Source organism: Lysobacter arenosi (assembly GCF_016613475.2).
Taxonomy (GTDB): Bacteria; Pseudomonadota; Gammaproteobacteria; order Xanthomonadales; family Xanthomonadaceae; genus Lysobacter_J; species Lysobacter_J arenosi.
Window position 1 is genome coordinate 569,620 of sequence record NZ_CP071517.1, and the last position, 15,039, is coordinate 584,658.

Here is a 15,039-nt window from a genome sequence, read left to right on the forward strand (position 1 = left end):
GTCAGTGTTTGCGCCACAGGCGCGAAGGACCCGCCAGTGATGCCGGCAGCGACAGCAGTGCGGCCAGGTTGAGCATCACGAAGCCGCTGGCCGCAGGCAGCAGCGGCAAGCGCGAGGCGAGTTTCGGCAGGCCCAACCCGATCATGGCGCCGGCGTAGCCGAGCAGTTGCGCGTAGAACGCCCACCGGTAGAACGGGCCGCTCGCCAGCGCCGACGCAGCCAGCGCCAGCAGCAATGCCCATGGCACCAGCAGGCGCAGGAACTTGTGCGAGAACCAGGCGAAGAACACCGGGTTGGCGAAGGGGTTCATCAGCGCCGGCATGCGCGCGAGCAGCTGCCAGTTGCCTGCGAGCGTGCGCAGCTTGCGGTGGAACTCTTCATCGGCGCTGGCGCTGGCATGGTCATGTGCGATCGAGTGGCGCGACATCCACACCTGGTGTCCCGACCACAACACCTGCAGCGGCATCCACATGTCGTCGAGCACGGTGCCGGCCGGAATCGGGCGGAACAGGTGCCGGCGCATGGCATGGATCGCGCCGGTGACGCCGTGCAGCCAACCCAGTCGCGCCTCGTCGGCACGCAGGCGTTTTTCCATGCGCCAGTAAAGTCCGACGCCCTCGGTGGCCGCGCGGTCCTTGCCGGCGGCGATCACCAGTTCGCCGGTGACCGCGCCGATCGCCGGGTCGGCGAACGGCGCCACCAGTGCGCGCAGTGCACGCGGGGCGAAGCGCTGGCGCACATCGGTGAAGGCGACCAGCTCGGTCTCGACGTGGCGCAACGCGGCGTTGATCGCCGCCGCCTTGCCGACGTTTCGGGGCAAGGCCAGCACCCGTACCCGCGGGTCGCCGATCGCGGCCGCGTCAGCGGTACCGTCGCGGCTGCCATCACTGACCACCAGCACCTGCAGACGCTGCGGCGGATAGTCCTCGGCGAGGATGTCGTCGATGCGCGCGGCGATGCGCAGTTCCTCGTCGTATGCGGCGACGACGACGGTCAATGCCGGGCACAGGCGGGACTCGAACGGCACCTGGCCGTAACGCTGTGACAACAGCGCCACGAACAGCGGATAGCCGACGTAGGCATAGGCGACCAGCGCCGTGCACAGCCAGAAGACGGTTTCGGCGCTGAAAGCCAGTGTCGTCATAGCAGGCGCTCGCGCAGTCGTTGGTAACCGTGGTTGCCGAGCACGCGCTTGGGAAGCGACAGCGCCGCGTGGCGGGCCTGCATCAGCCGTGGCGCCAGCCCCTGCCAGCGCACCAGCGCGGCGAAGTCGTCGATGCCAAGGTTGCGGGTGATGGCCAGGCGCTGCAGGCAACGATCACTGCGCGCGCGCAGGTTGCGGCCGGGGACCGAGCCGAGCACGTGGCGGTAGCCCAGCGATTGCGCGGCGAGCAGTTCGCGCTCGCCGCCGCGGCCGCCGGGCAGGGCGATGGCGTCGACCGGCCGCCGGCTCAAGGCCTGCAGGCGGCTTCGGCTGTCGTCCAGTTCGGACATCAGCGCGGTCGTGTCCAGGTCCTCGAGGAAGGAATGGCTGCAGCCGTGCGAGCCGATGCCCATGCCGGCCGCCGCCAGTTGCCGCACCTCGTCGGCCGACAGCATTCCGGTGGCGCCGATAAATCCGGTGGTGATGTAGAACTCGGCCTTCATGCCGCGCTCGAGCAACAGCGGCAGGGCGACCTCGATGTTGGACAGATCGCCGTCGTCGAAGCTGATCACCAGTGCGCGGTCGCCGCGCTGCTGCATGGCCTCGTCGAGCAGCATGCAGCGGTAGCCCTGCGCCTGGATCCAGTCGAGCTGGCGGGCGAACTGCTCGGGGGCCAGGCTGTAGACCGGATCGAAACGGCCGCGCGCGTCGGCATCGGCATGGAGGCCGTGGTACATCAGGATCGGCAGCCGGGCCGGGCCTTTGGCGGCTTCTTCTGTCATGGCGTCAGCCCGGTTGCACGCTGTGGTCGGGGAGCGATTCGACGGCACCGCGGCATCCGCGCAGCCAGCCCAGCAGGCCGCTGGTCTCGCTGAAGAACAGTGCCCGCGACAGGCGTCCGGACGGTGCCAGGAAACGCTGCTCGTGGACGTTGAAACGCATCAGCCGGTAAGGGTCCGCGCCGGGGCGGTTGATGCCTTCGATGGAAGTGGTTGCCGTCTCGAAGCCGGCTTCGCGCACCAGCCGCGCGTCGCGATCGCCGAAGTCCTGGCTGCCGCCGTTGGGGTAGGCGAAGTGGCGCGGCGGCATGCCCAGCTCGGTGGTGATGCTCGCATGCGCCAGGCCGATCTCCTCGCGTGCGGCGGTTTCGTCGAGGCGGCTGAGGATGGCATGGCTGCAGGTGTGCCCGCCGATCTCGACGCCGTTGACGTAGAGCTTGCGGACGTCATCCCAATCCAGCATCTCGCGATTCTCGTGCGGGATCGGGCGCGGTTTGGTCTGTTCGCACAGGTGGTCGACCCAGGCCTCCAGTTCGGCCGGCTCGAGTTCCTTCAGGCGCGCTGGCAGCAGGGCATAGAGGCGATAACGATCGTCTGGCTCGGCAAGGTCGAAGTGACCCATGCCGAGGCCGCCGAGATCGACCTGGTCGCGGCTTCGCGACTCGATGGCGTGGGCAAGCCGGTAGGCCCAGATCGGTTCGCCGCCGATGTGCCCGGTGGCGACATAGACCACGGCCGGCACGCGGCCGAGGCTGGCGTCGATCAGGCCGAGGTTGTCGTGGTAACCGTCGTCGAAGGTGAGGGCATAGCGCACGCGTTGTGGCGCCGCAGGCGACAGGTCGCGCAGGCCTTCGCCCAGGCCGACCAGTGCCTGCTGGCCGCGCAGCCAGCGGATGATCTGGCGCAGGTTGCCGCGCGACATGCTCAGCGGATAGGGATCGGGTTCGTCGCGCACGCGGTGCAGCATCAGGATCACCAGGCCGGCGCCGCTGACGTGGCGGTACAGCCAGTCCAGTCCGCTGTAATGGCAGCACAGCGCCAGCAGGTAGCGAAGCCAGGATCGCAGCGGTGCGGTCATCGCGGAACGTCCTCGGGTGGCAGGTGGCGCGCCTTCATCACCAGTGCCACGTAGGCCCAGAAATAGGCGACTACCGGGTAATACGTGAAACGGTCGCCAAACAGGTTGGCGATCACCATCGCCAGCCACGCCCCGAGCAGGCCCAACGCCAACGCGTAGCGCCAGGTTCCCGAGCGCGAATGCCGCAACTCCCGCATCGCCAGCGACAGCACCGACAGCAACACCCCCAGCAGCACCACCGCGCCGATCACGCCGCCTTCGCTGAGCGTGCGGATGTAGAGGTTGTGGGTGTCCTTGCCGTAGGGATTGATCTCGCGGTGGTGGAAGGTGTGGTATCCGGTGCCGGTGACCGGGTGGCGCAGGAAGTTGGCCCAGGCCACTTTCCAGTACTCGATGCGCAACTCGGTGCTTTCGTCGCGCTGGCCTTCCTCCACCGTGGTGCTGTCGAACCGCTCCACCACCGACGCCGGCAGGATCGCCGGCAACAGCGCCGCGGCCAGGACCAGCGGCAGGATCAGTTTCCAGCGCCCTCGCCAGACCAGGATCACCGCCACCAGGCCGACGATCAGGCTGACGTAGGCGGTGCGCGAATAGGCGTAGAGCACGCCCAGCACCATGCAGGCGACACCTCCGGCCAGCACCATGCGCCAGCGCCGCGACAGCCGGCACGCCAGCAGCAGCGAGAACAGCACGATGGTGACGGTGACGCAGAAGGCCGCGAACTCGTTGGCGCCGAGCAGGGCGAAGGTGCCACTGATGCGCAGGTCGTCGGTGTAGTGCGTCCGCGCCACGCTGAAGTGCTGCACCCACACCACCTTGGCGATGTACGGCAGCGGCACCAGCGTGGCCAGCACCACCAGCCGCACGCCCTTCCAGTCGCGCACGCTCATCTGCACGACGTAAAGGACGAACAGGCCGACCAGGTGGTCCTTCAGCTGGTTGAGATGGTTCTCGGCGGCGGTGACGTACTGGTAGCCGATGCACATCGAGATGATCATGTAGACGCTGTACACCATCACCCAGCTGTTGACCGCTTCGTCCCTGGCAAGGCGTCCCTGCTGGGCCATGGCGGTTGCAAGCGAGAGCAGGAACATGATGTTGAGGAAGTTGAAGCCGCCGCCGATGTTGGGCAGGTAGCCGGCGGTGATGTTCTGCAACGGCAGCAGGATCAGGAACGCGTACAGGGCCCAGTTTCGCGGTGCCTGCTGCACGGCAGGCAGGCGTACGCCGGTCGCGGCAGGCGTTGCGGTTGCCGCGCCGCGGACGCCGCCGGGTGCTGCCGGCATGGACCTGTTCAGTGCCCGTGCGGCCAACGGGAATCGCGGCTGCGCCGCGGCCTGGCCGGAGGCGGCATCGCTCGCGCCACGCGGCAGGCTGGGGCGCACGGAGCTAGGACGCACGCCGGTCATGCGTCTTCCCCTGCAGCCGCAGGTAGAGATCGAGGTAACGCGCGGCCATCGACTGGGCGCCATGGTGTTCACGCGCGTACCGACGCGCAGGAAGGTCGACGCGTCGTGGCAGCGACGCCGCTTCGGCGAGCGCCACCTGCAGGGCGTCGCGGTCACCGGCGGGCACCAGCCTTCCATGTTCGGCGTGGGCGAGCAGGCGAGGTATGTCGCCCACGGCACTGGCCATGACCGGAATGCCGCAGGCCATCGCTTCCAGAACCACCAGCGGCATGCCCTCGGTCAGCGATGGCAGGACCAGGCAATCGATCAACGCGTAGATCGCGCCCATGTGGTCGTGGCTGCCCAGAAAGCGCACCTGCGTGCCCAGCCCCAGTTCTTCTGCCAGCCGTTCCAGCGATCCACGTTCCGGACCGTCGCCGACCAGCAGCAGGACGGCACCGGGCGCCTGCCGCGCCACCGGTGCGAACGCCTGCAGCAGCATCGCCAGGTTCTTCTCCGGCGACAGCCGCGCCACGGCGCCGAACACGCGTGCGTCGCCGGGGATGCCCAGTTCGTCGCGCAGCATGGCTGCGCCGTTGGCGTCGGCGACGGGAAAGTCGATGCCGTTGTCGATGCAATGGACTCGCGAACGCGGCACGCCGGCGTCGACGAGGCGCGCGACCTGGTCGGCCGACACCGCTACCAGTGCATCGAAGCGACGCAGCAGGGCCAGCTCAAGGCGTGCGTACAGGCGTAGCGACGAGGTGCCCTCGACCCAGCCATGCAGCGTGGCCACCAGGTGCGCCGGTTGCGCGCGCGTGGCCAGCCAGGCGTAGAACGCGCTCTTGTAGTCATGGCTGTGCACGATCGCGCCCGGCCCCGCGGCGGAGATCTGCCCGGCCAGCGCGGTGACGGTGCCAAGATCGATGCGGCCGCGGCAGGGCAGCAGCAGTGCGTCATGGCCGGCGGCGCTGGCGGTTTCATGCAGCGGCTGGCCGTGCATGCGGTAGTTGTTGATGCTGAGCAGGCGGCTGCGCACGCCGGCGCGGGCCAGTCCACGATCCAGCGCCAGCACCATGCGATCGGCGCCGTAGAGTCCTGCGCTGGAGCGAAGCTGGAGCGTGGACAGCACCGGTGCGTGCGTGGCCGGCGCGTTCATGGCCGGGCCAGCAGGTGGCGGTAGAGCTGGTCGAAGGCGTGGACCATTGCGTCCAGCGAGAATTCCCGCTCGACGCGGGCGCGCGCGGCCATGCCCATGCGCCTGGCCATGTGCTGCGAACGCCCGAGCGTCTGCATGGCGGCCGCCAGCGACAGCGGGTCACGCGGAGGCACCAGCAGCCCGGTGGTTTCATGCTGGACCAAGTGCAGGTTGCCGCCGACCGCGGTGGCGATCACAGGCAGCGCACAGGCCATGGCTTCGAGGAGGGCGTTGGACATGCCCTCGCTGGATGAGGCGAGCACCACCGCGTCGAGCGCCGGCAGCAGGGTGTCGACATCGTCGCGGAAGTTGAGCAGGGTCACCGCTTCGGTGATGTGCAGGGCGGCGATGTGCGAACGGATCTCGCCCAGCAGCGGGCCGTCGCCGATCAGGACCAGCCGTGCCTGCGGCAGCGATTGATGCACCCGTGCGAAGGCGTCGATCAGGTCGGCATGGCGCTTGACCTCGGTCAGCCGGGCAATGCAGCCGAACACGATGGCGTCCTCATCCAGTCCGAGCGCGCGGCGGCTGTCGAGCCGCGACTGGTAGGTGGACGGGCAATAGCGCCGGGTATCGACGCCGTTGGGAATCCAGACCATGCGCAATGCGTCGAGCTGCTCGCATTCGGCCAGGCCCGTCAGGATCTGCCGTGCCGGCGCCACCACGCGGTCGAAGCGCGGATTGAGCATCCGGAACACCCGCGCCAACCGGGCACTCTTCTTGAAGCCCATGTCACGGCGGTTGGAGATGCGTACGCCGCCGGCACGCCGCGGAAGCAGCGCATTGAGCAGGTCGGCCTTCTCGTGCTGGGACTGGACGATGTCGAAGTGTTCTTCGCGCAGCATGGAGCGCAGCGCCTTCCATGCGCGAAGTCCGCTGACGTCGTAGACCGCATGCACCGGCAGCGCCCGCAATTGCACGTGCGGCAGCTGCCGGGCCGGTTGGCCGTTCGCCGGCATGCTTGCGCCGTGGAGCTGCACCAGGGTGATCCGATAGCGATCCCGCGGCAGCCGCGAGGCCAGGTTCAGCAGGAAGCGCTCGCTGCCACCCGGTGCCAATACCGCCGTGTCGGTCAGCAGCAACAGCCGGATGCGCCTGTCACCGCTGCCGGCAACCGCCGTGTCAGCGGGTATAGCGAACGCTGAAGATGGCGGCATTCTCGTCATAACTGGCTTCGGGTACGTTGCTGTTGCGTTCCTGGTGGCGCAGGTCGATCGACGCGCTCCAGTTGCGGGTGAAGATCTTGATCAGGCTCAGGTACGCAGCGAAATCGTCGTCGTCGCGATCGAACGTGTCGAAATCGCGGTAGCTGCGCGAGAGCAGGCAGGTCAGGTGCAGCATCGGCTGGATGCGCCATGTGGCTCCCATGCCAACGCCGTAGCTGCCTTCGCTTTCGACGGTCGGATCGAGGTACTCGTTGTTCTCGTAATAGGGACCGATGGCGAAGTCGTAGCGCTCACCGGTGAAGCGATAGTCGAATTCCACGCGCCGTTGCTTGTAGATGTCCGGGCCGATCAGCAGGTCGTTTGCGGCCTGGTCGCTCGGCGGCGGTGCCACGACGGTCGGCGAACCGATGTCGTCGGAGCGGGTGATCAGCTCCTGCGCGGCATCCGAGAACTGGTAGTAGAGCGCGCCGTTGAACGTGCTGCGCGGGCTGGCGCGCCAAGTCAGGACGCCGCGGACGAGCGGCGAGGACTGTTCGCCGTCGAAGCTGAGCAGTTCCACCCACGAATAGCCCAGGCGCAGGTTCAGGTCGAAGTTGGCCAGGTTGCGGTTCAGCGTCGCGTAGGTATCTAGGCGGCGATAGTCGGCGCCCAGGTTGGGCTGGTCGTACTCGACCTGGCTGGCCTCGATGGTGCCGGCCATCCGCGTGGTCTGGCTGGTGTCCTGCCACAGGGTGAAGGCGGCGTTGTAGCGGTCGCCGTTGAACTCTTCGGTTTCCTCGGCGTAGTAGTTGTTGTAGCGGATGTCCAGGCGCGTGCGCGTGGCGGCGCCGGGTCGCAGGTTCAGGGTGGCGCCGGCCAGGAAGACGTTGACCTGCTGCTGGTTGTCGGGGGCGTTGGCGGCGAGCACGTCGATCGGCTCGTAGTTGAGATAGTCCTCGACGAGGAACTGCAGGCGGTCCTGCATCGTGTTCCAGTCGAGGTGGCCGACCAGGGTCGCGCGGATGTCGTCGTCGAAGGTGTCGCCGGTGTAGTACAGGTACTCGAAGCCGCCACGCGCGGTGAGGTTGGTGTTCTTGCCGGTCTGGTTCATGTCGAAGTCGAACAGCGCGCCCAGCGTTTCGGCCTTCTCCGGGTTGGATTCGGTCAGGCCGATGTTGTCGCTGTGCTCGACGTAGCCGCCGACGGAGTAGTTGATCTTTGCCGCATCGGCGCCGAGGGGGATGGCCGACAGCAGCGCGAGGCACAATGCGGACCGCCGGGCCGTGCCCATCGGGTGACGTCGTTCCCTGGCCATTCGCGCTCCCTCATACGCCTTCATTGAAGACCACGCCGACGAACTTGTTCGGATCGAAGTTGGCGGCGGCCTGGGCAATCGATGCGGCGGTGTCGCGCCCGTACCCGGCCACCAGGATCACCACGTCGGCGATGTCGGCGAGGATCCGCGCGTCTGGCGTTCCGCGCACCGGCGGGCCGTCGAGGAACACGTAGCAGTTCGGATGGCGGCTACGGATCGAGTCGAGCAGCAGGCGCATGCGCGACGAAGAGAAGTACTCGGCGCCGATTTCGCGCGAGGTTCCCGCAGGGATCAGCCGCAGGCCCTGGACGCCGGTCTCGTAGATCACATCGGACAGGTCGCCTTCGGGATCCTCCAGGTACTCGACCAGTCCGGTCGGCGTGTCGATCTTCATCGTCACGTGCTGGGAAGGGTGGCGCAGGTCGCAATCGACCAGTAGCGCACTCTTGGTGTCATCGAAGGCGAGGGCGGTTGCCAGATTCCTGGCGACGAAGCTGCCACCGCTGCCGCTGCTGACCGGTGCCACCAGCGCCACGAAGCTGCCTTCGACCGCGGCAAGCAGGCGTGTGCGCAGCTCGCGGAAGGCGTCGACCTCCGGTCGCGAGACCGCGGTGCGGTGGATGATCGCGCGCTCCTCCAGTTGCGACGGCGTCAGCGTTACAGGCGCGGGGGCCGGCGCGATCGAGCGCTGGCTGCTGCGTTCGTCTGTCGCGGCGCTTTCGCGTTCGAAGATCGGGTTCGCGCTCATGGGGCGTACACCAGTTTCAGGGCGAGGGTCAGTCCGAAGATCAGCGGGACCAGCAAGGCGATCATCGCGGCGATCACGAAGCGTCGGTTGCCCAGGCGGCGTGCCGGGGCGGTCTGGTAGCGCGGCACCGAACCGATCACGGGCAGGGCAGCGATCGTCTCGATCTGGTGCGGCGAGCGCACGCGCGGATCGAGGCGGACGAAACCGATCAGCAGCACCAGCGGCGCCAGTGCGGCGGCGCCAAGGCCGGCGCCGGCGACGTGGATCAGGCGCAGGCCCGTGCCACGCAGCGGGAAGCTGGCCGGTTCCTGGATGCGGAAGCTCAGGCCGCGCTGTTCGGAATCCAGGCTCATCGAGACGCGGGCGTTCTCGCGGCGCTTGAGCAGGTCCTGGTAGAGGTCGCGGTTGACCTCGTAGTCGCGCGACAGTTCGGCCATCGTGCTCTCGGACGCGGCGATATGGCGGCTGCGGCCCAGTTCCTGGTCGAGCAGTCGCTGGCTGGTGGAGATGCGCGAGGACACCGCCGCGCTCTGCCGGCGGTTCTCGGCCAGCTTGCTCTTGAGTTCGCCATAGAGCGGGTTGAACGAGGCGACGCCGTCGAGCGAGGTCGGTGCGCCGATCTTGCGCGCGTCCTGGCGCGCCTCGTCCTGCCGAAGCCGCTCTTCCAGGTCGCGCAGCTGGTGCTGCACGCGGACGACGTCGGGATGCTGCTCGGTGTAATTCATCAGCAGCTTGGCGCGCTCGTTCTCGAGCTCGGCCATCTGCGCCATCACCTGGCCGGAGCGGGTCTGCACGACGTTGATTTCATTTTCGCCGGACAGCTGCGACTGCAGTGCGTTGCCCTGCGAGTCCAGGTCCATCAGTTCCATGCGCGAGGTGTCGACCATGCGCCGCAACTCGCCGATCCGGGAGTTGACGTCGCCGTCGATGCCGGGCCGCGCATCGGGGTTGGACTTGCGGTACGCCTCGAGCTTGGCTTCGGCATCGGTGAGCTTTTTGTGGTACTGGCGCACCTGGGAGTCGATGAACTCGTAGGCGTCGCGGCTTTCGCGCTCCTTGGTGGCCAGGCTCTCCTGGATGATCATCTCGGCGAAGCGCTTGGTGACATCGTGCGCGCGTTCGGCGCTGGTATCGGTGTAGGAGATCCGGATCAGGTTCTCGCGGGGATTGGAGATGATGGTGCGGCTGGTGATCTGCTCGATCAGCTGCTCCCGCTGCAGCGGGGTCGGATTGGCCTTCAGCCAGCCGCCGGTCTTGAGGATCTCGTTCATCACCTTGGCGCTGAAGGCGACCTCGCGCGTGATGCCGGCGCGGCTGACCACACCGGTCGGCACCGCACGGCCCTCCATCAGCGGTTTGATGATGTTGCTTTCCTCGATCAGGATGGTCGTGGCCGAGTTGTACTTCTTTGGCAGCAGCAGTCCGAACAGCAGGGCCGCCAGCGCAATGATCGCGAAGATCGATGCCAGCAGCACCGGATGGCGGCGGCTCTCTTCGAACGCCACCGGGACCATCGCCGCCACGGCCGACGGCCGCGCCTCGGCCACCACCAGGTCCATGGATGATCCGTTCATAGCGTGCGTTCCGGGACGGTGATGACGTCGCCGGGGGCGACCTTGAAGTTGGTGGACAGGTCGCCGTCCTCGAGGATGTGGTCGAGGCGAACCGCGTAGCTGCGCGTGCTGTCGCCGATCTTGCGGTACAGGTCCGAGCGCGCCGGGGCGGCGAATTCGGTGACGCCGCCGGCGGCCAGGACGGCATCGAGCACGGTCATGCCCTGGCGATAGGGAATCGAGATCGGCTGGCGCACCGCCCCGGTCACGCGCACGCGCGACAGGTACTCGTGGCTGCGCAGGTCGGTGAGGATCACCGCAACCTGCGGATCACGCACGAACGTGGCGAGCCGGGTCTGGATGTCCTTGGCGACTTCGTCGGGAGTGCGGCCGCCGGCGGAGACATCGCCGATCAACGGCACCGAGATCTTGCCGTCCGGGCGCACCGGGACGGTGATGCCCAATTCCGGGTTGCGCCAGACCGACACCTGGACGATGTCGTCGATGCCGATCTGGTAGGAGTCGACCGAGTGTTCGCTGCTCGGAGGCGGCGCGCCGGCAGTGTTGCCGGAGGAGGCGCACGCGGAAATCAACAGCAACAGGCCTACGGTCTGGAAGATCTGGATCAAGCGCATGGCAATAAGCCCCCCTTGCATTCGTGTCATTCCAACGGCGTGAAGTGCCCAATCCGGCCATCGCCCGACCGGAGCAAGGGGGGGTGGTTGCCCTCACCGGAGCACTTTTGCCGAATCCAGTGCGAGCAATGCGTGTCCGCATTCGCACGGTCGTTGCCGGTGCCGGAAATGCCGGTGTTCTGCGTTGAAAAGATCAGGACGGAGGATTGCCCGACGTCTGGGGAGCAGCCTGCCGGGATCGCGGTGCAGGGTGCCGGTGCAAACCAACACCGTCGGGACATCACCGTCGAGGCCCGGCCAGGACATCCAATGCGAATTCTCGTTTGCGGCGGTGCAGGCTATATCGGCAGCCATGCGTGCGTGACCCTGTGTGGCCGCGGCCATCACGTCGTCATCGCCGACAGCGGCGTGAACAGTTCGCCGCGCGTGCTGCAACGGTTGCAGCGGCTGGTCGGTGCACCGGTGTCACTGCATCGTGTCGACATCCGCGACCGCCGGGCGATGGCAGCCCTGTTTGCCACCTACCAGTTCGACGCCGTGCTGCATTTCGCCGCGCTCAAGGCGGTCGGGGAGTCGTGCCGGAAGCCGCTGGACTACTTCGACAACAACATCGGCGGCACCATCGCGTTGCTGCAGGCCATGCAGGAGGCCGGCGTGCGCCGGCTGGTGTTCAGCTCGTCGGCGACGGTCTACGGCGATCCCAGCCAGGTCCCGGTGCGTGAGGATGCCGGCCTGCAGGCGCTCAATCCCTACGGCCGCACCAAGCTCGTCGCCGAACAGCTGATCGAGGACCTGTGCCGGGCGGACGATCGGTTCCGCGCGGCCAACCTGCGTTACTTCAATCCGGTCGGCGCGCATCCCTCGGGCCTGATCGGCGAGGACCCGTGCGGCGAACCCAACAACCTGATGCCCTACATCTGCCGGTCGCAGTCGGCCAGCGCGACCACCTGCGCGTGTTCGGCGGTGATTACCCGACCGTCGACGGCACCGGTGTGCGCGACTACATCCACGTGGTCGACCTGGCGCAGGCGCATGCCGACGCGCTCGAGTACATGGTCGCGGCCGATCGCGGATTTACCGTCAACCTCGGCACGGGGCGCGGCATCAGCGTGCTGGAACTGGTGCAGGCCTTCGAGCGTGCCAGCGGCCGGCGGATTCCGTACGAGATCGTCGAACGCCGTCCGGGCGATTCGGCCGAAGTGTTCGCCGACCCCGCACTAGCCGGTCAACTGCTGGGCTGGCGTGCCCAGTACGACGTCGACGCCATGTGCCGCGATGCCTGGCATTGGCAGGCGATGAATCCGCTGGGTTACCGCTCGCCGCTGCGCCGCGCTGCCGCGCCGCGCGTCGAGCGTCGGCGCCGTGACGTCGCACGGCTTGCCGGGGCCTGAAGCGGGAACGGCTGGAGCCCGCAGGTGCGTGCCGCAGGTCAGCGTGAACCGCTGGCGGTGCCTTCCTTGGGAATTGACCTCACCTGCCAGCGCCCGTTGCAGGCCGTCGCGCAGGTGTGCCGGCTTGCCGATCGGGTTCCACACCGGCTCGCGGCCGAAGCGCACGAAGTACGTCGACAGGAAGTGCTGGTTGTCGCCGGGCAGGCTGGCGAACAGGTCCGGCTCGAACAGTTCCGACTTGCCGCCCGTCTCCGGCATGCCGTAGCCCATCACCCGCAGCACCGTCGGGTAGAGGTTGAAGTGGCTGGCCTTGTCGCGGTTGTCGTTGGCGGCGTCGCGCAACATCGGCGCCATGGCGGCGTTGCGGGTGATGGCGACCAGCGGCACGCGGCCTTCGCCGGCGGCGGCCTGGCCGGTCGTGCAGTGGGTCTGCGCGCCGGGCGAGCCGTCCTCGTGGAAGTTCTGGCCGTGGTCGGCGGTGTAGAGGATCAGGGTGTCGTCCAGCGGTGCGTCGGCCAGGGCCTCGCGGAAGAACTCGCGCGTGTTCCAGGCCACGCAGTTGCGATAGCTGTTCACCTGGCGCCAGCGATCCTCGGAACTTGCCGTGCCCGAAGCGTGCGGCTGCGGGGCGACGTCGGGATCGGCCTCGTTGCTGAAGTAGGTCCGTTCCATCGTCGGCGAATACAGCGTCTTGTTGGCCGGATACTTGCCCTCGTACGGGAAATGGCAGCCGACCTTGTTGACGTAGATGAAGCTGGGGCGGGGCCGCTTGAGCATCTCGCCCAGCAGCCGGCCGGCCTGGACGTCCTTGCTTTCCAGTGGCACCGAAGCGTCGATCTGCACGAACTCGTCGATCTCCGCGCGCTCGCGCTCGTCCATGAAATTGTGCAGCTTGCCGCCGTTGCGCTGGCCGTCGATGTAGATCGTTCGGTAACCGGCGCTGCTGGCGTAGCGCCAGAACGAGGGATTGACGTCGAGGTCGCGCTGGTAGCTGTCGCGGGTGACGCCATAACGAACGCTGGCGTTGGACGTGGAGGAGCAGTTGGCAGCCGATGCGGCGATGCCGAAATTGAACAGCGCCGGTCCGAGCGGCCGCAGGCCGGTCTCGACGCCGTCGTCGACATTGATGTCGACATAGTCGCCGCGCACGCTTTCGTCCATCACCAGCACGACATGGCGGAAGGGGCGCTGGCCGGGGTGCTTGAGCGCGACGTCCTGGCGGGGCGGCGTGGCCGGCGCGAGCACCTTCTCGGCGCCGAGCACGAAAGCGAACGCCGCCGGGTTGTACTGCCCGGGGAAGCCGTTGGAGCCTTCGCCGCCGCGCAGGTACAGGATCGCGGCAATCAGCACGATGGGGACGGCCTGGAGCCAGCCGGCGTGACGCAGCGGGCATGCCAGCGGCGCCGGCAGCCAGGCCGGTGGCGGGAACCAGGGCGGCAGGTTGAGTGCAATTACGCCGAGCAACGACCACAGCACGGCCTGGGCCAGCTGCGCGTCGTGGAAGCCGGCGAGGTTGCCGGCGAACCCGATCAGGCCCAGGAGCTGTTCGAAGTCGGCCAGGCCGAGGTGACGGGAGGTAATCAGCGCGTGGCCGAGGCTGAATGTGCTGCTGAGGAAAAAGGCGACGCTCCAGGCCGCCCGCGTGGCCGGCCGCGAATGGAACGCCAGCGCCAGCATCGACACCAGGCAGACCAGCCAGACGGCGGCAAACACCACCAGCCCCGGCTTCAGCCCGATATGCGCCACGCGCTCTGCCAGCAGGCGATTGGTGCCCAGCAGGTAGATCCCGATCAACACCAGCTTGACGACGACCAACCCCACCGTCGCCGCCTTCGATTGCGCCCACTTGGCCATGCACCGCCCCTCGCTCGGCCCGTCCGCCCGGTCAGTCGACCGGGTCCGGCCCTAGCACAGGTCAATGACCGGAGTGTGTCGGGTCCCGACTGATGAAACGCAGTCCGACGCCCGGTTCGGTCGCGATCCATTGCGGCGCTGCAGCATCGTCGCCGAGCTTGTGGCGCAATTTGCCGACCAGGATGCGCAGGTAATGGGTGTCGTGCTGGTGGCTGGGGCCCCACAGTTCGCGCAGCAGTTGCGGCTGGGTGACGACGCGGCCGGCATGCTGGATCAGCAGGGCGAGCAGGGCGTATTCCTTGCGCGTCAGTGCCACCGGTTGGCCTTGCAGCAGCACTTCGCGCCGCGCCAGGTCGACGTGCAGGCGGCCGTCTTCGTACAGCGGCTGCGAGCCGGCGGGGGCTGCGTGGGACCGCAACAGCGCACGCACGCGCGCCATCAGCTCCTGCACGCCGAACGGCTTGGTGACGTAGTCGTTACCACCGGCATCGAGCGCGGCGACCTTCTCGGTCTCGCTGGCGCGCACCGTCAGCAGGATCACCGGCACGCTCGACCACTGCCGCAGTTCGCGCAGCACTTCGTGGCCGTCGCGGTCGGGCAGTCCCAGGTCGAGGATGACCAGGTCGGCACCGTGCGTGGCCAACGCCTCCAGCCCGCCCTCGCCAGACTCCGCGCTTTCCACCGCATAGCCCTGAGCGCGCAGGCTGATGTCGAGGAACTTGCGGATCTGCGGCTCGTCGTCGATGACGAGGATGCGGGCGGGCGGGGTGGTGGTGTCGGCGGACCTGGGATCGCTCACGGGCTGTCAGTC

At 67.8% G+C, this 15,039-nt stretch carries 11 protein-coding genes and 2 pseudogenes; 1 reads left to right on the forward strand and 12 read right to left on the reverse strand.

Annotated elements, in window-relative coordinates:
* Position 1: 1 nt before the first annotated feature.
* The 10 genes from HIV01_RS02765 to HIV01_RS02810 form a co-directional block, all read right to left on the reverse strand.
* The gene (locus HIV01_RS02765; protein WP_207527067.1) at positions 2 to 1,144 is read right to left on the reverse strand and encodes a glycosyltransferase family 2 protein; all 1,143 of its coding nucleotides are present in this window, start codon (positions 1,142 to 1,144) and stop codon (positions 2 to 4) included.
* Positions 1,141 to 1,926, reverse strand: coding sequence for a polysaccharide deacetylase family protein (locus tag HIV01_RS02770; RefSeq protein WP_200604840.1), 786 nt, complete (start codon positions 1,924 to 1,926; stop codon positions 1,141 to 1,143). The genes HIV01_RS02765 and HIV01_RS02770 overlap by 4 nt, the downstream gene beginning before the upstream one ends.
* 4 nt (positions 1,927 to 1,930) lie before the next feature.
* Entirely contained in the window at positions 1,931 to 3,001 is a 1,071-nt protein-coding gene (locus HIV01_RS02775; protein WP_200604841.1) for a polysaccharide deacetylase family protein, read from the reverse strand.
* On the reverse strand, positions 2,998 to 4,287 hold the full coding sequence (locus HIV01_RS02780) for an O-antigen ligase family protein (protein WP_200604842.1): 1,290 nt from the start codon (positions 4,285 to 4,287) through the stop codon (positions 2,998 to 3,000). Before HIV01_RS02780 ends, HIV01_RS02775 begins: the two co-directional genes overlap by 4 nt.
* A 103-nt stretch (positions 4,288 to 4,390) precedes the next feature.
* Positions 4,391 to 5,548 (reverse strand): glycosyltransferase, encoded by a 1,158-nt coding sequence (locus tag HIV01_RS02785; RefSeq protein WP_200604843.1) that lies wholly within the window; start codon positions 5,546 to 5,548, stop codon positions 4,391 to 4,393.
* Positions 5,545 to 6,669: a glycosyltransferase gene (locus tag HIV01_RS02790; RefSeq protein ID WP_207527068.1), complete on the reverse strand. Its 1,125-nt coding sequence runs from the start codon at positions 6,667 to 6,669 to the stop codon at positions 5,545 to 5,547. Before HIV01_RS02790 ends, HIV01_RS02785 begins: the two co-directional genes overlap by 4 nt.
* Positions 6,670 to 6,709: 40 nt before the next feature.
* A complete protein-coding gene (locus tag HIV01_RS02795; protein WP_200604845.1) occupies positions 6,710 to 8,047 on the reverse strand; it encodes an outer membrane beta-barrel protein in 1,338 nt (445 codons plus the stop codon).
* Between the two features lie 10 nt (positions 8,048 to 8,057).
* On the reverse strand, positions 8,058 to 8,795 hold the full coding sequence (locus HIV01_RS02800) for a P-loop NTPase family protein (RefSeq protein WP_200604846.1): 738 nt from the start codon (positions 8,793 to 8,795) through the stop codon (positions 8,058 to 8,060).
* Positions 8,792 to 10,369, reverse strand: a complete 1,578-nt coding sequence (locus HIV01_RS02805; protein ID WP_200604847.1) for an XrtA system polysaccharide chain length determinant — start codon at positions 10,367 to 10,369, stop codon at positions 8,792 to 8,794. The genes HIV01_RS02800 and HIV01_RS02805 overlap by 4 nt, the downstream gene beginning before the upstream one ends.
* Positions 10,366 to 10,983: an XrtA/PEP-CTERM system exopolysaccharide export protein gene (locus HIV01_RS02810; protein ID WP_200604848.1), complete on the reverse strand. Its 618-nt coding sequence runs from the start codon at positions 10,981 to 10,983 to the stop codon at positions 10,366 to 10,368. The genes HIV01_RS02805 and HIV01_RS02810 overlap by 4 nt, the downstream gene beginning before the upstream one ends.
* Positions 10,984 to 11,292: 309 nt before the next feature.
* Between HIV01_RS02810 and galE the strand changes: the two are divergent.
* Positions 11,293 to 12,338: pseudogene (gene galE, locus HIV01_RS02815) on the forward strand (UDP-glucose 4-epimerase GalE); the annotation flags it as partial.
* Positions 12,339 to 12,647: 309 nt separating this feature from the next.
* Here galE and HIV01_RS18085 read toward each other — a convergent pair.
* Together HIV01_RS18085 and HIV01_RS02820 are read right to left on the reverse strand one after the other, a co-directional pair.
* A pseudogene (locus HIV01_RS18085) lies at positions 12,648 to 14,228 on the reverse strand (sulfatase-like hydrolase/transferase); the annotation flags it as partial.
* A gap of 61 nt (positions 14,229 to 14,289) precedes the next feature.
* Complete coding sequence (locus HIV01_RS02820) at positions 14,290 to 15,027, reverse strand: response regulator (RefSeq protein ID WP_207527069.1); 738 nt, start codon at positions 15,025 to 15,027, stop codon at positions 14,290 to 14,292.
* Between the last annotated feature and the right edge of the window lie 12 nt (positions 15,028 to 15,039).